General features: G+C 34.8%; 24 protein-coding genes and 1 rRNA gene. 20 read left to right on the forward strand and 5 right to left on the reverse strand.

Annotated elements, in window-relative coordinates:
* Positions 1-222 precede the first annotated feature (222 nt).
* Positions 223-339, forward strand: a 5S ribosomal RNA gene (gene rrf, locus BN3107_RS07620).
* Between the two features lie 111 nt (positions 340-450).
* Here rrf and BN3107_RS07625 read toward each other — a convergent pair.
* Positions 451-759: a hypothetical protein gene (locus BN3107_RS07625; protein ID WP_058307047.1), complete on the reverse strand. Its 309-nt coding sequence runs from the start codon at positions 757-759 to the stop codon at positions 451-453.
* A 153-nt stretch (positions 760-912) separates the two neighbouring features.
* Entirely contained in the window at positions 913-2,172 is a 1,260-nt protein-coding gene (locus tag BN3107_RS07630) for a BaiN/RdsA family NAD(P)/FAD-dependent oxidoreductase (protein ID WP_058307048.1), read from the reverse strand.
* Between the two features lie 169 nt (positions 2,173-2,341).
* Here BN3107_RS07630 and BN3107_RS07635 point away from each other — a divergent pair, with 169 nt between their 5' ends.
* Both BN3107_RS07635 and BN3107_RS07640 read left to right on the forward strand, forming a co-directional pair.
* Complete coding sequence (locus BN3107_RS07635) at positions 2,342-3,964, forward strand: putative polysaccharide biosynthesis protein (protein ID WP_058307049.1); 1,623 nt, start codon at positions 2,342-2,344, stop codon at positions 3,962-3,964.
* A gap of 12 nt (positions 3,965-3,976) precedes the next feature.
* A complete protein-coding gene (locus tag BN3107_RS07640) occupies positions 3,977-4,678 on the forward strand; it encodes a pseudouridine synthase (protein WP_058307050.1) in 702 nt (233 codons plus the stop codon).
* 54 nt (positions 4,679-4,732) lie between these two features.
* On the opposite strand, the gene BN3107_RS07645 is transcribed toward BN3107_RS07640, so the two are convergent.
* Positions 4,733-4,951, reverse strand: a complete 219-nt coding sequence (locus BN3107_RS07645) for an HTH domain-containing protein (protein ID WP_058307051.1) — start codon at positions 4,949-4,951, stop codon at positions 4,733-4,735.
* Between the two features lie 145 nt (positions 4,952-5,096).
* On the opposite strand from BN3107_RS07645, the gene BN3107_RS07650 reads away from it, so the two are divergent.
* From BN3107_RS07650 to BN3107_RS07665, 4 genes are all read left to right on the forward strand, one after another.
* Positions 5,097-6,113 (forward strand): potassium channel family protein, encoded by a 1,017-nt coding sequence (locus BN3107_RS07650; RefSeq protein ID WP_058307052.1) that lies wholly within the window; start codon positions 5,097-5,099, stop codon positions 6,111-6,113.
* Between the two features lie 2 nt (positions 6,114-6,115).
* Positions 6,116-6,667 carry an RNA 2',3'-cyclic phosphodiesterase gene (gene thpR, locus BN3107_RS07655; protein WP_058307053.1) on the forward strand — a complete coding sequence of 184 codons (552 nt, stop codon included), beginning with the start codon at positions 6,116-6,118 and terminating at the stop codon, positions 6,665-6,667.
* A 9-nt stretch (positions 6,668-6,676) separates the two neighbouring features.
* On the forward strand, positions 6,677-7,594 hold the full coding sequence (locus BN3107_RS07660; RefSeq protein WP_058307054.1) for a hypothetical protein: 918 nt from the start codon (positions 6,677-6,679) through the stop codon (positions 7,592-7,594).
* Between the two features lie 139 nt (positions 7,595-7,733).
* The gene (locus BN3107_RS07665) at positions 7,734-8,537 is read left to right on the forward strand and encodes a phosphotransferase (RefSeq protein ID WP_058307932.1); all 804 of its coding nucleotides are present in this window, start codon (positions 7,734-7,736) and stop codon (positions 8,535-8,537) included.
* Here the strand turns inward: BN3107_RS07665 and BN3107_RS07670 are convergent.
* Positions 8,518-8,799 (reverse strand): YtzH-like family protein, encoded by a 282-nt coding sequence (locus BN3107_RS07670; RefSeq protein ID WP_058307055.1) that lies wholly within the window; start codon positions 8,797-8,799, stop codon positions 8,518-8,520. The genes BN3107_RS07665 and BN3107_RS07670 overlap by 20 nt on opposite strands.
* Before the next feature lie 167 nt (positions 8,800-8,966).
* On the opposite strand from BN3107_RS07670, the gene trmB reads away from it, so the two are divergent.
* Positions 8,967-9,608 carry a tRNA (guanosine(46)-N7)-methyltransferase TrmB gene (gene trmB, locus BN3107_RS07675; protein WP_058307056.1) on the forward strand — a complete coding sequence of 214 codons (642 nt, stop codon included), beginning with the start codon at positions 8,967-8,969 and terminating at the stop codon, positions 9,606-9,608.
* A gap of 1,499 nt (positions 9,609-11,107) precedes the next feature.
* Here the strand turns inward: trmB and BN3107_RS07680 are convergent.
* Entirely contained in the window at positions 11,108-11,467 is a 360-nt protein-coding gene (locus BN3107_RS07680; protein WP_231735275.1) for a PepSY domain-containing protein, read from the reverse strand.
* Positions 11,468-11,636: 169 nt separating this feature from the next.
* On the opposite strand from BN3107_RS07680, the gene BN3107_RS07685 reads away from it, so the two are divergent.
* From BN3107_RS07685 to ytxJ, 12 genes are all read left to right on the forward strand, one after another.
* Entirely contained in the window at positions 11,637-12,704 is a 1,068-nt protein-coding gene (locus BN3107_RS07685; protein ID WP_058307058.1) for a M42 family metallopeptidase, read from the forward strand.
* An 8-nt stretch (positions 12,705-12,712) separates the two neighbouring features.
* Positions 12,713-13,213: a DUF84 family protein gene (locus BN3107_RS07690; RefSeq protein WP_058307059.1), complete on the forward strand. Its 501-nt coding sequence runs from the start codon at positions 12,713-12,715 to the stop codon at positions 13,211-13,213.
* A gap of 153 nt (positions 13,214-13,366) precedes the next feature.
* Positions 13,367-13,894 carry a hypothetical protein gene (locus BN3107_RS07695; RefSeq protein WP_058307060.1) on the forward strand — a complete coding sequence of 176 codons (528 nt, stop codon included), beginning with the start codon at positions 13,367-13,369 and terminating at the stop codon, positions 13,892-13,894.
* Positions 13,895-13,896: 2 nt separating this feature from the next.
* The gene (locus BN3107_RS07700; protein WP_058307061.1) at positions 13,897-14,220 is read left to right on the forward strand and encodes a thioredoxin family protein; all 324 of its coding nucleotides are present in this window, start codon (positions 13,897-13,899) and stop codon (positions 14,218-14,220) included.
* A gap of 253 nt (positions 14,221-14,473) precedes the next feature.
* Positions 14,474-15,277 (forward strand): DUF1444 domain-containing protein, encoded by an 804-nt coding sequence (locus BN3107_RS07705; protein WP_058307062.1) that lies wholly within the window; start codon positions 14,474-14,476, stop codon positions 15,275-15,277.
* Positions 15,278-15,292: 15 nt separating this feature from the next.
* Positions 15,293-15,895, forward strand: a complete 603-nt coding sequence (ytpR, locus tag BN3107_RS07710; protein WP_058307063.1) for a YtpR family tRNA-binding protein — start codon at positions 15,293-15,295, stop codon at positions 15,893-15,895.
* 307 nt (positions 15,896-16,202) lie between these two features.
* The gene (locus tag BN3107_RS19590; RefSeq protein WP_082631259.1) at positions 16,203-16,892 is read left to right on the forward strand and encodes a hypothetical protein; all 690 of its coding nucleotides are present in this window, start codon (positions 16,203-16,205) and stop codon (positions 16,890-16,892) included.
* 1 nt (position 16,893) lies between these two features.
* Entirely contained in the window at positions 16,894-18,309 is a 1,416-nt protein-coding gene (locus tag BN3107_RS07715) for a DNA translocase FtsK (protein ID WP_392389051.1), read from the forward strand.
* A 251-nt stretch (positions 18,310-18,560) separates the two neighbouring features.
* The gene (gene murC, locus BN3107_RS07720) at positions 18,561-19,859 is read left to right on the forward strand and encodes a UDP-N-acetylmuramate--L-alanine ligase (RefSeq protein ID WP_058307064.1); all 1,299 of its coding nucleotides are present in this window, start codon (positions 18,561-18,563) and stop codon (positions 19,857-19,859) included.
* Positions 19,860-20,686: 827 nt separating this feature from the next.
* On the forward strand, positions 20,687-21,094 hold the full coding sequence (locus BN3107_RS07725) for a DUF948 domain-containing protein (protein WP_058307065.1): 408 nt from the start codon (positions 20,687-20,689) through the stop codon (positions 21,092-21,094).
* A gap of 24 nt (positions 21,095-21,118) precedes the next feature.
* On the forward strand, positions 21,119-21,553 hold the full coding sequence (locus BN3107_RS07730) for a YtxH domain-containing protein (protein ID WP_058307066.1): 435 nt from the start codon (positions 21,119-21,121) through the stop codon (positions 21,551-21,553).
* A 71-nt stretch (positions 21,554-21,624) separates the two neighbouring features.
* Positions 21,625-21,945 (forward strand): bacillithiol system redox-active protein YtxJ, encoded by a 321-nt coding sequence (ytxJ, locus tag BN3107_RS07735; RefSeq protein WP_058307067.1) that lies wholly within the window; start codon positions 21,625-21,627, stop codon positions 21,943-21,945.
* Positions 21,946-21,954: the final 9 nt, after the last annotated feature.

Genomic DNA, 21,954 nt, shown 5'->3' on the forward strand with positions numbered 1-21,954 from the left:
GGTTCGAGGTGGAAGCATGGTGACATGTGCAGCTGACGAATACTAATCGATCGAGGACTTATCTATACTAATAAAGTACGGTTTGTTTGAACCTTTTCTTTTCTTATCTAGTTTTTAGGGTATATCTTTATATATATAGGAAAGCACTTCCTTTACATAAAGGAAGATCAACTAAAACCGTCACATCCATGTGACAACGTTGATCGACTTGCATCCTGCAAGCCTGGTGACGATAGCGGAGAGGTCACACCTGTTCCCATGCCGAACACAGTAGTTAAGCTCTCCAGCGCCCATGGTAGTTGGGGCTCGCGCCCCTGCAAGAGTAGGACGTTGCCAGGCAAATTGAAAAAACCTTAGTCTTTCTTAGACTAAGGTTTTTTTGTCCCTATTTACTCATCATTTTTACATGCCATAATCAACGGTACTAATTGAAGGTTAAATACGGCATAACTATTTTTCAGTTATTACTTCTTCTTTACTATAAATTTCATACGCAATATAGCCTAACAAATAGCCTATTCCTGCTCCTAAACTTATTGTAAATAGTGTAGAAATCGAAGAAAACATACCTATGATAACACCTAAAGCACAACCAAATATCATTCCTAGTGGTATTAGGCTATCTAAAACATTTTGAGCGCTTTTAGACTTTTTCTTGCCTAGAGTTCCTTGGTTCTGCTTATCTTTAAGCCTATTAATTACGAATAACACAATCCCTCCCACTATTAACACAGGTGCAATAGCCATGGCAAAACCCATTTAGAAACCTCCTTATTTTGAAGACAAAGCTGGTTATTCAATTTTATCACGATTTAAACTTCCGATATACTTCCACTTCAAGACTTAATTGTTTTAACATTTAAATGCAAGAATGGAACAACAAAAGTCATTTATTGTCATTGCAAATATTACTTAAGAACTCATGGTTTCCCATGCTGCATGCATTCCTGCAACTCTGCCTGTTACCATTGCAGCAGTAATATTGTATCCACCTGTGTAGCCATGAATATCTAATACTTCACCACAAAAATATAATCCATGCATTAGCTTTGATTGCATCGTATTTGGAATGACTTCTTTTATCGAAACACCGCCACCCGTTACAAAAGCTTTCTCTAATGGTAAACTGCCATCAACTTTAAAGGAAAAACCTTTTAAGTCGTCAACAAATTGTTCCAATTTTTCCCGGGAAATATTAGCATTTTTTAGATCACTAACTATATTATTGCGTTCTAATAAAAACTCTAAATATCTTTCAGGCACGACTCCTTTAGCTATATTTTTAAATGTTTTCTTAGGATTTTCTTCCATTACTTTTAATAATTCTTGTGTAAGCTGTTCACCTGTTTTATTAGGTATAGCATCGATAGTGACATCAACACTTTTTTGACCTTTCATTAATAGTTTGACAATATATTGAGAACAACGCAATACAGCAGGCCCTGAAATACCGAAGTGGGTGAACAACATATCCATTTGATGGGTGATTACTTTTTTCCCTTTATCATCATATACGGTTAGACCAACATTTCTTAATGCTGTACCTTGTAAAAGTTTTTTCTTTATAAACGCTTCATTGGAAACAATCGGTACTTCGGTAGGATATAGTTCTGTTATGGTGTGACCCGCTTTTTTTGCCCAAGGAAAAGCGTCACCTGTTGAACCTGTATGGGGTACTGCTTTGCCACCTGCCGCTATTATAATTGCTTTCGTTGCGATTTTTGTTCCATCTTTTAATATAATCTGATGTTGAGTCTCTCCATAATCGATTGCTTGCACCGCGGTATTCTTCTTTACCGTTACATTCCATTGATTTAATTGGTCCAATAAGGCATTGACCACATCGCTCGATTTATTACTCATCGGAAACATTCGCCCATGATCTTCTTCTTTAAGAGCTACTCCAAGCCCTTCAAAATAATCAATAATGTCATAATTATCAAAAATAGAAAAAGCACTATATAAAAATCGACCGTTTCCAGGAATATGTTTAATTACTTCATCTGCAGGTAACCGATTTGTCACATTACATCTGCCCCCACCAGAAATAGCGAGTTTCTTTCCTAATTTATTTCCTTTATCGATCAGTAAAGTATTGGCACCTTGTTCTGCTGAAGCAATGGCCGCCATTAATCCGGATGGTCCACCACCAATAATTGTTACATCTATCATACTTATTATTCTTCCTTCCGCATTGATAAGCTTGTATTAAAATTTTATCCTAGATTAGAAAGAATCACAAATAAATAAGTGTAATTAACTGTCGAAATCAATAACATTATTTGGATTGCTATGTTAAAATAGTTTTTGTTACATTATTTTAATGAATAAAGGTGAAAGTATGTCAAGTTCGAATTTTTTACGTGGAACACTCTTGTTAACTGGAGCAAGTTTTTTATCAAAATTTTTAGGGATGATCTATGTTATTCCTTTTACTAATATGGTAGGCAATACAGGTATGACTCTTTACGGATATGCCTATATTCCATACACAATATTGTTAAGTATTTCTACTGTAGGTATGCCCTTAGCTGTTTCGAAATTTGTGGCCAAATATAATACTTTAAATGATTATTATACAAGCATGAGGATGTTTAAAGTCGGAACCGTCTTAATGTTGATTACTGGTTTTATAGCTTTCCTTATAATGTATTTTGGTGCAGGCCTAATTGCAGGTTGGACAATGGAAGCTGACAGCAAATACATTTCATTAGACGAAGTAAAACATGTGATTCAAATGATTAGTTTTTCTTTAATTATTATTCCAAGCATGGCAATTATGAGAGGTTTTTTTCAAGGGAATCAATCAATGGGTCCAACAGCAGTTTCACAAGTGGTGGAACAAATTATCAGAATTGTATTTTTACTTGTTGCTGTTTTCATTGTGATGATGGTTTTAAATGGTGAAAAATCCACAGCTATTGGATTTGCTACTTTTTCTGCTTTTATCGGTGGTTTAGCATCTTGGGTTATTCTTGGATTTTACTGGAAAAAAAGAAAAAAACATTTAAATGCTACAATTGACAAACAGAAACACAAAGAAAAGATACCAATCGCTACATTAACAAAAGAGTTATTTAGTTATGCAGGTCCTTTTATTTTAGTAGGCATTGCAATTCCTATGTATCAATTGATTGATCAGTTTACCTTCAATGATGCAATGTCTGAAATTGGTAAATCAGATATAGCGGATATTGCTTTCTCTGCATTCAATGTGCAAGGACATAAGCTAGTAATTATTCCAGTAACGATTGCCACAGGTTTGTCTCTTGCGTTGATTCCAGAAATAACAAATGCTTATAACGCAAGAGATATGATAAAATTAAAGCAACAAATTAACCAGGCGTTACAAATTATTATGTTTTTTGTATTACCAGCTGTGTTTGGTTTAGTGCTTTTAGCTGATCCTATATATGGAAGTTTGTTTAAGATAGACAATCTTGAGATTACAGGTAAGGTGTTTGCCTGGTATGCACCTGTGGCGTTGACGTTTGCTTTCTTTACGGTAACCTCGTCTATTTTGCAGGGGATAGAAAAACAAAACTTCACATTGATAAGTTTATCTGCTGGAATATTAACAAAAGTATTATTAAATTCCATTTTTATTCAAGCCTTTGAAGAAGTAGGGGCAATCGTAGTGACAATGATTGCAACTAGTATAGCGGTGATACTAAATTTATGGCAAATCAAAAAGGCGATTAATTTTCAATATCGTAAATTTGTTAAATTATCACTTTTAATGTTAATTTTTACATCAATTATGGTGATTGCTATTTTAGTTGTAAAAGCAATTTTAGCTAAGTTCCTCGATATTTATGACAATCGTTTCGATGCCATTATTATGATGCTGGTTGGTGTTGGTGTTGGTGGATCCATATATTTATATTTAGGCTATACATCAACTTTATTTGAAAGAATAACGGGTAGAAGAATAGCAGTTATAGACAAACTGCTTCGTAGATAGGAGGTTTTTTAGATCCGATTAGATAAGTTTCTAGCCAATATGGGATATGGTAGTCGTAAAGATGTGAAAGCATTAATTAAAAAGAAAAGAATTAATGTAAATGATGAGATCATTAAAAAGGCAGATATTCAGATTGATCCATATCAAGACCTGATAAAATGCGATGATCGCGTCATTACGTATCAAGAATTTATCTATATCATGTTACACAAACCATCTGGCTATTTATCTGCAACAGAGGATAACAAGCAAAAGACAGTGTTAGATTTAATCAAAAAGCAGGATAAGCTATTAGATCCATTTCCTGTTGGGCGATTAGATAAAGATACAGAAGGTTTATTATTGTTAACGAATGATGGCCAATTAGCACATGACTTACTATCTCCTAAAAAGCATGTCGACAAAAAATATATAGCAACCGTCGAAAAAAAGGTAACAGAAAGCGATGTGGACCGTTTTTCGGAGGGTGTGGTATTAAATGATGGTTATCATACAAAGCCAGCTCAGTTAAGCTTAATTGAGGATTATACAGTAGAAATTATCATTACTGAAGGAAAATATCATCAAATAAAAAGAATGTTTGAATCAATTGGAAATAAAGTTCTGTATTTAAAAAGGATTTCCATGGGGAGTTTAACTTTAGATCGTGATTTAGATAAAGGAAAATACCGTGAACTAACAAAAGAAGAGTTAACGAAATTGCAAAGCAAATAAAATACCAGTATCTATAAAAAATACTGGTTAAGAAGAATATATACATTAAACGTTTCAGGAGATCTTAACTTTTTTGTTTGTGATTATCCAACTTCCCCGATTCGGACTGTTAACGAGTCCATTAAATGCTAGCAAATGTAGGTCTCGTTGTACGGTACGATCTGTAATACAAAACTCTTCAGCTATTTGACTCGTGGTAACCGGCCCATTATCTCTAATGAATAAATAGACTGCTTTTACACGAGTAAGCATGCGGGTGGTTGATTGACTCAAAAAATCACTCCTTCAAAGTTTTCGCTTAAAACCTTGTTAAAGTATATTCATGTTGTGCTTACTATTTTACACTTTATTGAAGTGTTTTTCTAGCTTAAAACATATAATTTACAGATAATTAAAAAAATTTGGAGGTCATACGATTATGTACATACTCAAACATTTGATGAGAAAAGTAGTTCAAATATCAAATTATGTACTCTTTATAGCAAGTTTTTTACTTGTGATTTTTTCATCAATGTTCATTATGTTATTAGAAAAACAAACTTTCCCCACTTTTTTTGATGGTTTCTGGTGGGTGATGACTACTGTGACCACAGTTGGATATGGAGACTTATACCCTGTTACAGTGGCAGGCAGATGGTTGGCTTTGTTTTTATATGTATTTGGAATAGGGCTAATAGGTATTGTAATCGGGAAAATTATTGATGGGTTAGCAATCTATCGAAAAAAAAGAGAAGAAGGTGATATCGTGTATAAAGGAAAAGGGCATTATATCATTATCGGCTGGTCACAAAAAGCAAAGTTTGCGATTAAAGAAATGATAGCCACTAATTACGAGATTGATATTGTGTTAATTGATCAACTAGAGAAGGCGCCAATATTAGATCAAAATATTTTCTACATAAAAGGAAATGCGAGTGAGAAAGCTCCACTCGAAAAGGCGAATATTCAGGAAGCAAAGTCCGTATTAGTTTTTTCTGATGACAGTATTTCTGAGGGGCAGTTAGCGGATGGAAAAACCTTATTGATTGCATCAACCATCGAGTCGATGGCACCTGAAGTACATACTATTGTAGAAGTAATGGAAGAAAGTCATATTAAAAATTTTAAGTACATGAATATTGATGAATTTATTATCTCTAATGAAACCATTTCATCCTTATTTGTACGTTCTGCGTTTCGTAACGGTATGTCCAGTATTTTTGGGCAGTTACTTCGTCGTTCACATGGAGATGATTTATACCATGTACCTTCAAAACAATCATGGGCTACATATAGAGATGCTTTTAATGAACTGATTGAAAAAGGCGCAACACTTGTAGCAGATCGTGATCAGTTAAATATTAATCGTATGTTAGATCAACCGATACCAAATGAAGCAGAATTATATGTTATCTGTGATAAAGTTACGTACCAGTCTATTTTAAAGGGAAATTAATCATGAAAAAGGCAAATAAACATTATTTTATCGCACTCAAAATAGATGAGAAGACGAAAAAATGGATTTATGATATTCAGAAATCGTGCAAAGATACTTTTGATTTTAAAACATGGGTTGAACCTAATGACTTTGATATTACGTTACATTTCTTTGGTGCAATCTCCAAACAACAACTTATAAAAATTGCCAATGATTTAGAACAAATAACGATAAAAAAAAGTTTCACATTAGAAATTGATCAACTGTCAACTTTTGGCCCAACCATAAAACCACGTGTTTTATGGTTGGGCGTGTCAACTACTCCTACGCTTAAATCTTTACACAATCAAATTCAAACGATTGTTGGTCATTATGGGAATATAGATAAGAGAACTTTTACACCACATATTACCTTAGCAAAAAAGTGGGCGAGTAAAAACACTATTGACAAAGGAAATATCAATTTCACTACGAAAACTCGGGAGATCAAGATAACTGAACTAGTGATATATGAGATTCACCCTGACTTAAAACAAAAATACCAGGTATGGTGTGAATTTAAATTGGAATGAGGTGACAAATTGGCACAATTAATTAAACTTGATAATTATATTTCCCGTTATGAACGAGATATCTTTCATTATCCCAGCCAGTTTTCGCGGTTAAAAACAGAAAATTGGGAGAGATTGAAATATTTGTGGCAAGATCAACTGCAATTAAAGTTAGAAGTAGAGGATCAAGATGAATTAAAGGAAACCAACTTTTCAAAATGGCGTTCTTTTTTTAGAAGTCGCTCTGAAGCAGAGGATGTAGTAGAGGAACAGGAGCTAGATTATCTTCCAGAGACGGAAGAAGCCTTAAAGCAATATTTTCTAGATACCTTATTACCTTTTCAATTAAAATGGGCTTCGACTACGATTAATGAAATGTCATTTATCGATAAAGCATATTACCAAGATTATTTATTAAAATATTTTTTGCAAAGAATCCCTGATACACATTTATTAATGTATTTTCCTGTTTTTCAATTAAAGGGTGGACCATTAGAAGGAGACATCGTATTAGTAAGTCCTTTAGAAATAGAAATAATTACTTTAATTGAGAAACCTAGTAATCAAACGATTATTCCGAATGATAGCCGTGTCTGGTATCTAGAAGAAAATAATATACAAAATAAGTTTTTGAGTCCCCTTATCGGTACTAAAAGGACGGAAAAAGTAATTCAAAGCATATTAAGTAAATATCAATTAGATTTTCCAATGAAAAAAGTAATACTATCACGAACCAATCGTATGAATTATCAAATAGAGCCTTATAATACGCAGTTTGTTGATCGTGACTATCATGAAGAATGGTTAAAACTCAAACAGAAATTATATACGCCGCTAAAACATCAACAATTGAAGGTAACGGAAGCATTACTAAAACATTGTGAATCAATAGCTGTACCGAGACCGGAATGGAAACAAGAAGATACAACAGAATCATTCTGGAAATGACAAAAATAGCTATTATTTTTGTCGAAAAATAAATTTTTACTTGAAATTGTACCTAATTTTGCGTTAATCTATTATTACTATTCCCTTTTTATTGATAAAGAGGTTAAGAGATTTTTGAGAGGAATTGAGGGTGACAGCTGTGGAACATATTTTAGGAGAAGATTGGACGATTTTCCCTGCCGGTGGATCTACTGGTGCGGCTTATTATGCCCAATCAAATCACAAGAAGCTATTTTTAAAACGTAATTCGTCTCCATTTTTAGCTGTATTATCTGCTCAAGGTATTGTGCCAAAACTCGTATGGACGAAACGCCTTGAAAACGGTGATGTCGTAACAGCTCAACAATGGTTAGATGGAAAAGCATTAAATATCGAAGAAATGCAGCACCCTAAAGTAGCTATGCTTTTAAGTAAGATCCATCATTCCTCAGAACTATTAGATATGTTGTTGCGCATTGAGAAAACAACAGTTGTACCAGACCAAACCTTAGTACGTGTCAAACAATTTGTACAAGGTAATATAAGTGCACGTAATTCGATTTCTGTTTATAAGGCGATCAAGTTCTTGGAAACTCGTTTAATGGATATATATTATGAACAACAAGTTGTATGTCACTGTGATTTGAATCATCATAATTGGATGTTATCTACTAACGGAGAATTATATTTAATAGATTGGGATAACGCACGTGTCGGTGATCCAGCGATGGATATCGGAAGAGTACTTCAATCTTATATACCGAAACAAGAATGGGATCAATGGTTAGAGCATTATGGAATGGTCAATAGCAAATATTTCATGCAACGTATGCATTGGTATCTAATTGTCGATGAGATTATTGGGTATATATGGAGTGTAAATCGCAAAAAGAGAAAAGAAGCTAATGCTCATTTGCATGAGTTAAATCAGCTTCTAGAACAAGTCAACGATTGGAATCTTTAATAACTTGTAACCACTGTTGAATATCTGGCTGATGGCTAGTAATATGGTCATCTAAGTTATCAGAATTAGCACCGAGGTTACCATAGTGATCAATTCCATCTAATATATCGACAAGGTTACTGTTTATATTAGGTTGTTGTTGAATCGATTTGATTAATCTGGAGATTTGCTGGCATTCAGAAGTGCTTCCGCAACATTCTTCAGCATGTAAGCTTAAAAGATCATGTAATAAATCTAACTGGTTGTTTATGTTTAATACCATCTCTAATATCCCACCTTTTGGGTTTAGCTTAAACGAAATATTAAATTTTATACATGACTAATGAGTGAAGGCTTTTGCTAACTATTTAGCAAAAGCCACTTTCATGTATCAGGGATATACTACAAAGGTAAACATAATTAAAAACGGATAATAAAGGAGAACCGAAAATGAGAGCAAGACATAAGCCTTGGGCAGATGATTATTTAAAAGATAATCCAGACATAGTGGAATTAAATCCCTCAGAATATAAAGGAAAATGGCATGATTTAAAAAGTTTTAAAAAGCCTATTCACCTTGAAATTGGTACAGGTAAAGGACAATTTATTGAGGGAATGGCAAATCAACATTCCGATATTCATTTTGTAGGGATAGAAGTTGTAAAAAGTATTATTGTATCAGCGGTGGAAAAAGTTAGCGAATCTGGACGTTCCAATATCACTTTAATTAATGAGAATGCTCAAGATTTGTCAGAACTATTTGCAGATAATGAGGTCGATCAAATCTATTTAAACTTTTCGGACCCTTGGCCTAAAAACAGGCATGAAAAGAGAAGATTAACGTATAAAACCTTTTTGGATCAATACCAAAGAATTTTAAAACCTAATGGTGAATTGGTTATGAAAACAGACAATAGGGGCTTGTTTGAGTATTCCTTAGTAAGTTTTTCACAATATGGTTGTCGTTTAGAGGAAGTTTCCCTAGACTTGCATCAATTAGAGGACCCATTAAATGTAATGACCGAATACGAAGAGAAATTTTCCGCCAAAGGACAACCCATCTATCGCTGCCGCGTCAGCTTTCCAGTATAAAGTCGAACTTAAACGAAAAAAATGAAGAAATAAGTGTATTGTAAATAGTGAAAATCCAAACGAATTCGTTTGGATTTTCACGCGTATTAGGAAGATATACTGAGAATTATATAATGTAATAATTTTGACAGTAAGTATTTGTCTAACAACCGCTACGGCTTGCCCAGGAGTAGCCGTCAAGGCTGAGAATCTAATGGAGTGAAAGTCTCCTGTCATCAATTGACCGGTTCGGATGACTAGTATATCCAATGCGTGGTGAGGTAACGAGTCACGTTCTGCTTGGAAGTAAAAGTCACTGCGGCTCAACTTTACGCAGAGAGAGTATGGGTCGGAACAGCTAGAGTGGCGAGCAAATCTAGAGGCTAGAAGGCTTTAACGGATACTGCAGCTCCGAAATCGAGCGCCCTTCAGAAGCTGTTGAAGGGATGTCTGTGATGCGCCGACCTGGTTGGGCAATGGGGAAGGCCGATGTTCTATGGGAAGTAACGGTCAAGAGCACCATAGAAGCAGCCGGAGTAGGGGTTCTGGCATCTAGAGAAAGATTTTCAGAGATAACGACGGGAAAGTCCTACTTCCAGCTGGGATGACAACAACCAGCAAAGACCAACCATATAAGTGACAAGCGAAAATGGTTAGGAGGATTTAGGATGGACGCATGAGGTCGTAGTAGCGAAGAGGAAAGGGTAATGCCTTTCTAAGCTTATGGAATGAAGCTTCTACAAAGGTAACACCAGAGTAGAGCGAAGGACCTCTGGGCGACTGGGCGTCCGTGTTAAAGAATAAACAGAACACAGAGTCTGTTGAATGATTGGCACAAGACTAGCATATAAGTAAACTTATGTATTGATGGGTGAACATGTGTGTCAGCATTTAAACCTGGGATACATAAGGAAGGCTTATATAGCGATAGAAACCCAGTGTCAGAACCGGACTCGGGAAATCCGACCGTCCGGGATCGTATGGGGGCTGCAGGAAACGTGATTCTATTGAATGCGCGCGCCTGCCATCTACCCGACCTTCGCTTTCCGAGGGGCATGTTCTTCAGCTAACTTTGAAAAGAAAGGCACTTTTCAAAATGGATCTTCAGACCATGCTAATCCCTCAGGAGTCGAAGTGGACGCCTGCGCTAGATAAGTCCTACAATGATTGCAAGAGTTGAAAAAACGACTTCTATCTCATTTCTAGAAAGCTCAAGTTGATAACTGTTATAACAGTTGTAGAATATATTCAAAGCGCAGGCCGCCCACTTTCACTCCTGTGGGAATGTTTTACCTGAAGATCCACTTTTTTTAGCGTTCTTTGCTCAAAAAAGTTAGCTGAAGGTAAAACCCCACGGAAAGGGAAGTGGGCAGCCGGAGCGGGTGTTTATCTCTCAATACATTTCAAAATTACTACTTTGTATAATAAATATACATCAAGTATTGCATAGTCATTTTTCATTGTTTGTGTTTGAAGTGGAGAAATATTATGGTCCAGGTCCCGGGCTTCTTTTGTAATGATTACTTGTGCTGGGGAAACATTTCTAGAATAGTGCCGGTATGGGCATCTATATAGAACTCATATGGAATGTACTGACCGTTAGTGTGCTTAGTAATTCCGCCATGGTATACATCGTATTGCAGGTCATTCTTTTCAAATGGCTCTGGCTTCATATAAATCCATGAGCCACTAACTTCATATTTCTTTTGATACCTCTCTTTTACTGATTTTAAAACTTTTTCTGGCTTAATAAGTTGTTTTTCTTCCTGTTGTTGTCTTAGTATGTAGCCAATCAAAAAAGCAATACAGGCAACAAGGATTGTATTATTTTTCTTCATCATTTCACTCCATCCATAAAAATAAGTTGACTGACGAAACATATACATACATCTTAAAGATAATAATAGAAAAAAAGCAAGTGAAAAGATATGTTAAAATAAAGTGAGATATCAATCAATAGGAGTTTTAAACACCTACTGATTGAAAGCGAAACTTATCAGGATTTTTATCGTGTAATAAGCAAACTTAAAGAGGAAGGATGATACATCAATGAATCAGGAAACATTAAAACTTTTTAAAACATTAACAGAATTACCAGGAGCACCAGGTAACGAACATGAGGTACGCTCCTTTATGAAACAAGAATTAAACAAATATGCCGATGAAGTAATTCAAGACCGTTTGGGTGGTGTATTTGGTATCAAAAGAGGAGAAGGTCCTAAAGTTTTGGTAGCAGGACATATGGATGAAGTAGCGTTTATGGTTACACAAATTACTGACAATGGTATGATCCGCTTCCAACCATTAGGGGGATGGTGGTCGCAAGTTTTATTATCACAACGAGTTGAAATACATACAAATGACAGGAAGATTATTGGAGTGGTTGGATCAATTCCACCACATAATTTGACGCAAGCTGAAAGATCGAAACCTATGGAACAAAAAAATATGTTAATCGACATTGGTGCCGATGATAAAGAAGACGTTGAAAAAATGGGGGTTAAACCAGGTCAATCGATCCTACCTGTTTCTTCATTTACACCAATGGCGAATGAGAAGAAAATACTAGCAAAAGCTTGGGATAATCGCTATGGGTGTGGCCTAGCCATAGAATTAATGAAAGAATTACAAAATGAAACATTGCCTAATGAATTATATTCAGGTGCTACCGTACAAGAAGAAGTGGGATTAAGAGGAGCGAAGGTAGCAGCAAATATGATTCAACCAGATCTTTTTTATGCTCTTGATGCTTCTCCAGCAAATGATATGTCAGGAGATAAAAAGGAGTTCGGTCAACTAGGTAAGGGTGCACTTCTAAGGATATTTGATCGATCCATGATTACACATCATGGCATTCGTGATTTTGTGCTAGATACGGCTGAAACCCATGATATTCCTTATCAGTATTTCGTTTCACAGGGAGGAACAGATGCTGGTAGTGTTCATTTATCTAATCATGGTGTGCCTTCTGCAGTAATTGGTATATGTTCCCGTTATATTCATACACATGCATCGATCATTCATATTGATGATTATCAAGCAGCAAAAGAATTACTGATTAAATTAGTTAAAGCAAGTGATCAAACTATGTTAGACAATATACGTTCTAAAGGATGATATGAAAAGTGAATATCATGGTGGGTTCTTATAATAAAGCTAAACTAAATGCAGTGAAAAATACCTTTTTAGACGCGGATATTCAAAGTGTAGAGGTAGAATCAGATGTAAGTGCTCAACCGAGAACAGATGAAGAAACAAGAGAAGGTGCGATTAATCGTGCCTTCGCAAGTAAAGGTTTAAAAGAAAATAGTTATGGAATAGGTCTTGAAGGTGGGGTTATGCGAATAGATCATCAATTATTTTTGTGTAATTGGGGAGCACTTGTTACACCGAGTAATGTATGTTACACCGCTAGTGGTGCAAGAATTCCATTACCTCTTGAGATTACTAAACCTCTTTTAAACGGGAGAGAGTTAGGGGATATTATGGAAGAATGGACAGCAAATAAGGATATTCGCCATCATCAAGGGGCTATAGGTATATTTACCAACGAGAGGGTCTCACGAGAAGAGATGTTTACACATGTTGTTCTGCTATTAAAAGGACAAATGGAATTACAGATGTAATTTCAAGCACGTTCACATTCGTGAAGCTAAGTTGCCACTGATGTTTAACTGAATTATCTTGAATTTGAATGAATTTCCTCTTGTGAAATAAATAATAAATAGTATATGATAGTAAAAGGGGGAAAAAAGAACTAAAATATCAGGAGGATTTATATGAAGTTTGAAAAAACTGGTTTAGTAGTTATTTCCTTTTTGTTTGTTTTTTTAGTTGGAATTAGCATTATGTCTATCCAACCTAAAGAGGAAGTCTTAACTAATGCTATAGAAGTAGCAGAACAACAATTTGAACAGGAATCAAAAGAACAAAACAAACAAGTAGAAAATTTCTCGCTATATTTACCCGAAGGTTATGAGGTTGAAGAACAAAATAATAGTAATTTATTACTAAATAAGGAAGAAAAAACATTTATCCTATTTTATAATAAGTTAGAGACTCGAACAAGTAGATTAAATTACGAAGCAGCTAAGGAAATTAACAACCATGAATGGTTAGAAGCATTTGAAGATAAAGAACGTTTCGGCTATATTAATATTATGGTACGGGATGAAGTATTTGAAGTTGAGTTAGGTGTTGGAGGAGTAAAGGTTACTACACGAAGTTCCAAAGAAGAGTTAGTTAGTGATGTAGGAGATATGATGGATATCGCTAGTTCAATTGCATACGAAGAGAAAGGAGCGTAAAGATGAAAACATTACAATCAGAACAAGAATTTGATCAGTTAAAAATAGAAGGAAAGGTAATCTTTTTATTTTCAGCAGACTGGTGTCCAGATTGCCGTGTTATAGAACCTATTCTGCCTGAAATAGAAAAGCAATACCAAGCATACACATTTGTTTATGTAGATAGAGATAAATTCATTGATATCTGTGTTCAGAATGATATTTTTGGTATCCCTAGCTTTTTGGCGTATGATCAAGGTAATGAACTGGGTCGTTTTGTAAGTAAAGATAGAAAAACAAAAGAAGAAATAGAGAATTTTATAAACGGCTTATCTAATGTAGACTGAAATAAAGAGTGTCAATATAGTATTATTGTCAATAAAATCCATTCGGTTATTCGAATAACCGAATGGATTTTTGCATGTACGTTAGAGAAGCATAAAATTTTAGCAATGAAATTGACCGTAGAAAAGCGAAAAAACGATTTCACGCTTGGTAGGTTTACTTGAAGAAATCGATATTGCGCAAAGTTTTTCATTTTCATTAAAAAGTGATACAATACCATAAGTGTTTTCTTCCGAAAAAAGGAGGACGAAGAAAATGAAAATGACTTCTATCAAAATGAAAAGAAAACTAGATGAATTATTTGCACGTGATGATTGGAGAGTATCCTTTAATCGCGATAAAGATGTATACAGAGTGGAATGGAAAGATTCCAAACAAGGGGTAAAAATAAATATCCCTAATGTTATAGCAAAATATGAAAGAAGAGGCGATATTGCCCTTGAAGAACTCCAATTTCATGTTAGTGAATCGTTAAAAATGATGAATGAAGAGCACCAGTTAGAAGGAAAAGAAAAACATATTTATCCTGTAATACGTGCTACATCTTTTCCCAAAAAAACAAAAGCTGGTATTTCATTAGCGTACACGGAGCATACAGCTGAAACCAATATTTATTATGCTTTAGATCTAGGTACAACGTATCAATTAATCGATGAGAAAATGTTGAATGAACAAGGTTGGAGTTATGAAAGATTAAAAGAAATATCGTTATTTAATATAAGATCCTTAGACATAAATCCCAAAAAGGATATCGTGGCTGAAAATGATTTCTACTTCATTGCGACACAAGATGGATATGATGCGAGTAGAATTCTTAATGAAGCTTTTCTAGAAGAAATGAAAGCAAATGCCGTAGGTGAAGTACTAGTGGCTGTGCCACATCAAGATGTACTGATAATAGCGGATGTAAAAAATAAAATGGGATATGATATACTGGCCCAAATGACAATGAAATTCTTTGCTGAAGGTCGTGTACCTATTACATCCTTACCTTTCGCTTACGATGAAAGGCATTTAGAACCAGTATTCATTTTAGCCAAAAATAAACCAGAACAATAAGAGAGGGTATGAAAAATGTTTGTATATTATAATCAAAAAGGTGTTGGAGATGTTCTTTTGTTTCCACTGAAAAACAGTGAGAAAGTAACATTTGAACGAAATAAAGATATCGCAACGATAATTGATGAAGAAACAAATGAAATAATCGGCTATAATATCTTTAATGCTTCCAACTATTTTAACGAATTATCGACAGGTAAATCAAAATTAACGGAAGAATTTTTAGTTGAAATTAGAAAAGCATTAGAGCTAAATAATGTTGCAGACAAACTAGACATTGATTTATCGCCAAAATTTGTTGTCGGGTATGTAACTGATATGCAAGCACACGAGAATGCTGATAAGTTACGCGTCTGTCAAGTAGATGTAGGCACTAGTGACCAGTTGCAAATTGTATGTGGTGCTCCAAATGTAGATAAAGGGCAAAAAGTAGTAGTTGCTAAAGTTGGTGCTATTATGCCTAGTGGATTAGAAATTAAACCGACGCAACTTAGAGGCGTAGATTCCAATGGTATGATTTGTTCCCAAAAAGAATTGGGTTTACCGAATGCTCCTAAAGAAAAAGGAATTTATGTATTACCAGCTGATGAAAAAGTTGGAAGTGAATTTCAATTTTAAACCCTTTGTCCTCGGACAAGGGTTTTTCTTATGACTTTCGATGCTTTTATGATTAATCAATAAATTAGCTATTACAATCATTCGTTTCATGATAAAATAGGGAATAAGTTCTCGAGTGTAAAATCGTACAAAAAGTGAAGTTTCAATCAGTGGTAGGTTACAACTACCACTAATTGGTAGCGAAACTTATCAGGAAGTTAGCGTCCTTTTATCCTTACTGAGCTTTCGTGTAAAAATGTGAATCTTTTCAAATAGGATATAACGGACGATTACACCGTGATAAATTAGGAAGAGAGCGTGACGTACGATGTGGAAAAATATAAAAAAAAGATGGGAACATTTATTTGATGACCATGAACAACAAGAATTAAACAATCAAACAACAAACACATCTTATAAGTCTATAGAAACAAAAATGGCTTATCAATATCCAAAAAAGAATGCAAATGAGAGATTAACCAGAAAACCTATACATAAAAATCAACGAAAGAAATCAGAAGAAACTGTAGATTATCATCATAATGAATACCACCATCAGGAACCATTTAAAGCCCAGGATGTACCATCACCTGTTTATGGCTTTCGCAGTAATCAAAAGAAACTACAAGATCAACGAAATGAAGATCTTGAGAAAACAGTTGAGCAAGATACTGATAATGAGCATTCAACGGAAGAACAAGATAGTAACGGTAAAATGTCAGAGACAACAAAGTCGGTAACATTAGATAATGATTCGGAAATTCAGCAAAAACCGACAAATAATCGGGTAGAAGTTACTAATAGTATAGAAAGCAGAAAAGAGAGGAAAAAGGAAAGAAATCAAAACACGCCAACACCATTAAATGTGATAATGACACCTCGTGATAAATGGAGACAACAGAAAAAGCAAGAAGTAACGATTAATCGAAAACGTAACGAGGACCAGGTTAAAACTTTATCGGGCTATTCAAAAGAATATGCGAGGAACCCAAGATCATCGAAATGGGAACCATACTGAAGTGAAAAAATCGGTACCTATTCATTTGTTAAACGATGCTTCACCGCCTGTGAATAATAATCTTGAATGGGTTGATCAGCAAGCAGAGACATTACAGACTACTTTACGCTATTTTAACATTAAGGCTAGTGTAGTCGATGCGACCCAAGGTCCTTCCGTTACTCGGTTTGAAATCCAGCCAGAGCCAGGAGTCAAGGTAAGTAAAATTAAGAATTTGAGTGATGATATAAAGCTTAATTTAGCAGCAAAAGACATAAGAATGGAAGCACCCATTCCTGGTAAAAGCACGATAGGTATAGAGGTTCCAAACTTACAATCGGAACCAGTCTTTTTACAAAAATTGTTAGAAAGTAATGTGTTTAAAGAAAATCCCTCTCCTTTAACAGTTGCGTTAGGTGCTGATATTGAAGGTGAATCTGTAGTAACAGATTTAAAACAAATGCCACATGGTTTAATAGCAGGTGCTACAGGCTCAGGAAAAAGTGTCTGTATTAACACAATCTTAATAAGTTTATTGTATAAAGCCAATCATGAAGAGGTAAAATTCTTATTAATTGATCCGAAAATGGTGGAACTAACCCCTTATAATGATCTTCCACATCTGGTTGCACCTGTAATCACGGATGTGAAAGCTGCTACCTCTTCCCTAAAGTGGGCGGTACAAGAAATGGAAGACAGGTACGCCAAGTTTGTAAAAGAAGGTGCAAGAGATATAAGTCGTTATAATGAAAAAATGAAACAACAACACCGCAAAGAAGAGCATATGCCTTATATTGTGATTGTGATCGATGAACTGGCCGATTTGATGATGACTTCCCCACAAGATGTCGAAGACGCGATCTGCCGAATTGCCCAAAAGGCAAGAGCCTGTGGTATTCATTTGCTAATTGCTACGCAAAGACCATCAGTTGATGTAATTACAGGCTTAATTAAGGCAAATGTTCCTACGAGAATTGCTTTCAGTGTTTCTTCTCAGGTAGACTCGAGAACCATATTAGATACCAACGGAGCAGAGAAGTTACTAGGAAAAGGTGATATGTTGTTTGTAGAAAATGGCTCGAGTGAAACAAAAAGGATTCAAGGAGCTTTTGTCTCAGATGATGAAATCGAACGGATTACCAATTATGTAAAACAGATAGCAGAGCCAAATTATTTATTTGAGCAAGAACAATTGATCCAGCAAATATCATCTAATGAAGTTGCTGATGAGCTTTACCAAGAAGCGGTTGATTTCGTATTAGAATACAACGGTGCGAGCGCATCTTTACTACAAAGACGATTTAAAGTAGGATATAATCGAGCAGCTAGACTTATCGATATGATGGAAGATAACGGTATAATATCTGGACAGAATGGCAGTAAACAACGAGAAATTTTAATTAGTAGAAGCGAAGTAATTAATGAAACTAATTTTTAATGAAGTAAATTTCAGATATGTAAGAGAGATAATATCTCAGATTGAAGAAGTTAACGAACATCGTAAGAACACTCATCCTTGATTTCGTATATAATAGGATAAATGATGTACGTAAAGACAAAATATAACTAATACTTGACACAAAGCTATATTTATTGGATGATTGATTCTTGTGTGTTCTATGAATCCTAAGTAAACAATCGTGATTGGTTGGATATATGCTTATCACATGATTTTGGAGGTTCTTTTTTATGGAAAATTACCATTTTATTGGTATTAAAGGGACAGGAATGAGTGCATTAGCACAAATTTTAGCTGACTCTGGAAAGCAAGTTCAAGGTTCTGACATTGAAAAACATATATTTACACAAGTAGCATTAGAAGAAAAAGATATATCGATTTTACCTTTTTCTGAAAATAATATCAAAGATGGACTAACCATCATAGCTGGGAATGCCTTTAAGGACGACCACGAGGAAATTAAAAAAGCGAAAGAGCTCGGGTTACCTTTTTATCGATATCATGAATTCCTTGGTGAATGGATTAATCAATATACAAGTATTGCCGTTACTGGAGCACATGGTAAAACATCAACTACTGGTTTACTTTCTCATGTGCTTGATAAAGCATGTCCGATCTCTTACTTAATTGGTGACGGAACAGGTAAAGGTGCAAAAGACAGTCAGTATTTTGTCTTTGAGGCATGTGAATATCGTAGACATTTCTTAGCCTATCAACCAGATTATGCGATTATGACAAACATTGATTTTGATCATCCAGATTATTTCAAAGATATAGAAGATGTGTTTGAATCATTTCAACAAATGGCGGATAATGTAAAAAAAGGTATAGTTGCTTGTGGGGACGACGAATATCTACAATCAATTCAAGCAAAAGTGCCAGTGCTTTACTATGGGTTAAAGGATGGTAATGATTTTCACGCTAAGAACATTATAGTAGATGAGTTTGGTACTACTTTTGATGTTTTTGTACGTAATAATTATTATGATACCTTTCAAATAAATTCATTCGGAAATCATAATATTCTTAATGCGCTAGCAGTAATCACAATTTGCCATTATGAAAACTTTTCAGCTGCGCAAATGAAAGAAATTGTATCTTTCCAAGGTGTGAAAAGAAGGTTTACCGAGAAACAAATTAATAACCAGATTTTAATAGATGATTATGCTCACCATCCAAAAGAAGTGGAAGCAACTATTGAAGCTGCAAGAAAAAAATACCCTAATAAAGAAATCGTTGCTATTTTTCAACCACATACGTATTCACGTACGAAAACATTTATGAATGAATTTGGTGATGCCTTAGCACAAGCTGATGCTATTTATTTATGTGATATATTTGGTTCTGCAAGAGAATCACAGTCTAATTTGTCGATTAATGATTTGAAAGATTTAATTAATAACAGTGAATTAATCGGTTTGGATAATATTGAAGTATTGGTTAATCATTCTGATAGTGTGCTGATTTTTATGGGTGCGGGAGATATTCAAAAATATCAAGAGGCATACGAAAAAACTTGTGTAAAATAAGCAGGATTCATAGAAGTTATGTAGAAATTAATAATAACAAGTAAAAAAGAAGGACCAGCATCCTTCTTTTTTTGTATAAACAAATGTTACAACTTCAACTTCATATAAGTAGGATTATTCGACATAACTCTGGAATCCATTTTGAAATGATAAATGTGTGTAGAAACCGCTTCGGCTTGCCCACTTCCCTTTCCATGGGGTTTACCCTTCAGCTAACTTTTCCACGCAAAAACCGCGTGGAAAAGTGGATCTTCAGAGAAAACGATCCCACAGGAGTGGAAGTGGCCGCCTACGCTGAATGAAACTCTACAAATATTACAAATGCTAGCATTTTGGATTGTTACAGATATGTACATATTTTGTTAATTATGATAAGTAATCTAAAGACAAATCCATAGTCAATACGGAATAACGCCAATATGAATATTCTTACTTTAGTTGTAGAGCATTAAAAAGTGTAGGCGTCCGCTTTTACTCCTGCGGGAAGTTTTTCTCCGAAGATCCACTTTTTAAGCGTACTTTGCTTAAAAAGTTAGCTGAGGAGAAAAAAACCCGCGGAAAGGGAAGCGGACAAGCCGGAGCGGTTGCAAAGCACATATAATATTTCATAATTACCACTACGATAATATAATCCTTCTTACGTGCTATAGTTATGGAAACGGTCGGTGGGGTTGGATGTTGACTGTCCAGTTACTTGCTGTTTGTAAAAGAGATAATAATTCTTTTTGCGTGTAATTCAGGTAAATCTTGTTTAGAATAGATGATAAAGGGTATAACATAATTATCAGAATAATTAGGTAATACATATCGAAGGAGTGAAGGAGCTAATGGAAATTCTCTTATACCTTGCAGCAATTATTGCAGCAGTTGCATTTGCAGTACTAGTTATTTATTTAGTAAGAGTTTTAAAAGAAACTAAACGCACGATGTCCCATGTTGCTGACACGCTCGAAGGTTTAGAAAAGCAAATGGAGGGTATTACAGTTGAGACAACGGCCTTATTAAATAAGACGAACAAATTAGCGGATGATATTAATGACAAAACCACTAGACTCAACACCCTTGTAGATGGCGTGAAAAATATTGGCGACAGTGTAAAAGACTTCTCCCAATCCATCCGTACAGTATCTCAATCTGTTAATCGAATTGCGGATGAGAATCAAGAAACGACAGCACAAGCGATCAAATGGAGTACTGTCGTAATGGAAATGTTTAAAAAAAATAGAAATAAATAATAATTAAAAATGGAGGAATGAGAAATGACAAATCAACAAAATAATAATGAAGAAAATCAAAACATTAATAGCAAGGACTTTTTAATCGGTTCTTTAATAGGTGGTATTGTAGGTGCTTCTTTAGCTTTAATTTTTGCTCCGAAATCTGGTAAAGAATTAAGAGGCGACTTAAATCAAGGTGCACATTATGTGAAAGATCGTGCTAACGAATGGAAAGACGTTGCGTATGAAAAAAGTGGCGAATGGAGAGATTATGCGAAAGAACAATCACAAACAATTGGACAGTCAGTAAGTGAAAAATCGCAGGATCTATCTAATAAATTAAAAGAGACCAAAGCAACCATTCAAGAAAAAATGTCTAAAGACGAAGATCCTGAAAAAGCAGCAGAAGAAGTAGCTCAAGCTATTGAAGAAGCTGCAAATGCAGTAGAAGCTGAAGAAAATAATAACAAATTGTAAAATCACTTTAAAAGTGGATTGTTGAAAAGAGCAGTCCACTTTTTTACGTATTACCAAAAGGAGAGAACGTAATGGAAATTAAAGATATTCAAACAATAGAGGAATTCCAATCTGTAGTTACTGAAAATGAACAAATCTTATTATTGAAACATAGCTTGACTTGTCCAATCAGTGGTTCAGCGAATCAAGCTTTCCAACAGTTTAGAGAAGACTCCGAAATACCTCTTTATCGCTTGTATGTACAAAATGCCAGAGAGTTGTCCACGTACATAGCAAATACGTATCAAATTAAACACGAATCACCTCAAGTGATCCAATTTGTAGATGGTGACGCTATTTGGGATACAAGTCATTTTGATATTACAGCAGACAACTTTAAAAAAATTGGTTAAAGACTAGAA

The sequence above is a fragment of the Gracilibacillus massiliensis genome, from assembly GCF_001458115.1.
Taxonomy (GTDB): domain Bacteria; phylum Bacillota; class Bacilli; order Bacillales; family Amphibacillaceae; genus Gracilibacillus; species Gracilibacillus massiliensis.

Coding starts and splice junctions, on each gene's coding strand:
- BN3107_RS07705 (WP_058307062.1), top strand. CDS start 14,474: ATGAAAATGACTTCTATCAAAATGAAAAGAAAACTAGATGAATTATTT.
- ytxJ (WP_058307067.1), top strand. CDS start 21,625: ATGGAAATTAAAGATATTCAAACAATAGAGGAATTCCAATCTGTAGTT.
- BN3107_RS07700 (WP_058307061.1), top strand. CDS start 13,897: ATGAAAACATTACAATCAGAACAAGAATTTGATCAGTTAAAAATAGAA.
- BN3107_RS07730 (WP_058307066.1), top strand. CDS start 21,119: ATGACAAATCAACAAAATAATAATGAAGAAAATCAAAACATTAATAGC.
- BN3107_RS07685 (WP_058307058.1), top strand. CDS start 11,637: ATGAATCAGGAAACATTAAAACTTTTTAAAACATTAACAGAATTACCA.
- BN3107_RS07725 (WP_058307065.1), top strand. CDS start 20,687: ATGGAAATTCTCTTATACCTTGCAGCAATTATTGCAGCAGTTGCATTT.
- murC (WP_058307064.1), top strand. CDS start 18,561: ATGGAAAATTACCATTTTATTGGTATTAAAGGGACAGGAATGAGTGCA.
- BN3107_RS07670 (WP_058307055.1), bottom strand. CDS start 8,799: ATGGTATTAAACATAAACAACCAGTTAGATTTATTACATGATCTTTTA.
- BN3107_RS19590 (WP_082631259.1), top strand. CDS start 16,203: ATGTGGAAAAATATAAAAAAAAGATGGGAACATTTATTTGATGACCAT.
- ytpR (WP_058307063.1), top strand. CDS start 15,293: ATGTTTGTATATTATAATCAAAAAGGTGTTGGAGATGTTCTTTTGTTT.
- BN3107_RS07630 (WP_058307048.1), bottom strand. CDS start 2,172: ATGATAGATGTAACAATTATTGGTGGTGGACCATCCGGATTAATGGCG.
- thpR (WP_058307053.1), top strand. CDS start 6,116: ATGAAAAAGGCAAATAAACATTATTTTATCGCACTCAAAATAGATGAG.
- BN3107_RS07680 (WP_231735275.1), bottom strand. CDS start 11,467: ATGTTTCGTCAGTCAACTTATTTTTATGGATGGAGTGAAATGATGAAG.
- BN3107_RS07695 (WP_058307060.1), top strand. CDS start 13,367: ATGAAGTTTGAAAAAACTGGTTTAGTAGTTATTTCCTTTTTGTTTGTT.
- trmB (WP_058307056.1), top strand. CDS start 8,967: ATGAGAGCAAGACATAAGCCTTGGGCAGATGATTATTTAAAAGATAAT.
- BN3107_RS07625 (WP_058307047.1), bottom strand. CDS start 759: ATGGGTTTTGCCATGGCTATTGCACCTGTGTTAATAGTGGGAGGGATT.
- BN3107_RS07650 (WP_058307052.1), top strand. CDS start 5,097: ATGTACATACTCAAACATTTGATGAGAAAAGTAGTTCAAATATCAAAT.
- BN3107_RS07635 (WP_058307049.1), top strand. CDS start 2,342: ATGTCAAGTTCGAATTTTTTACGTGGAACACTCTTGTTAACTGGAGCA.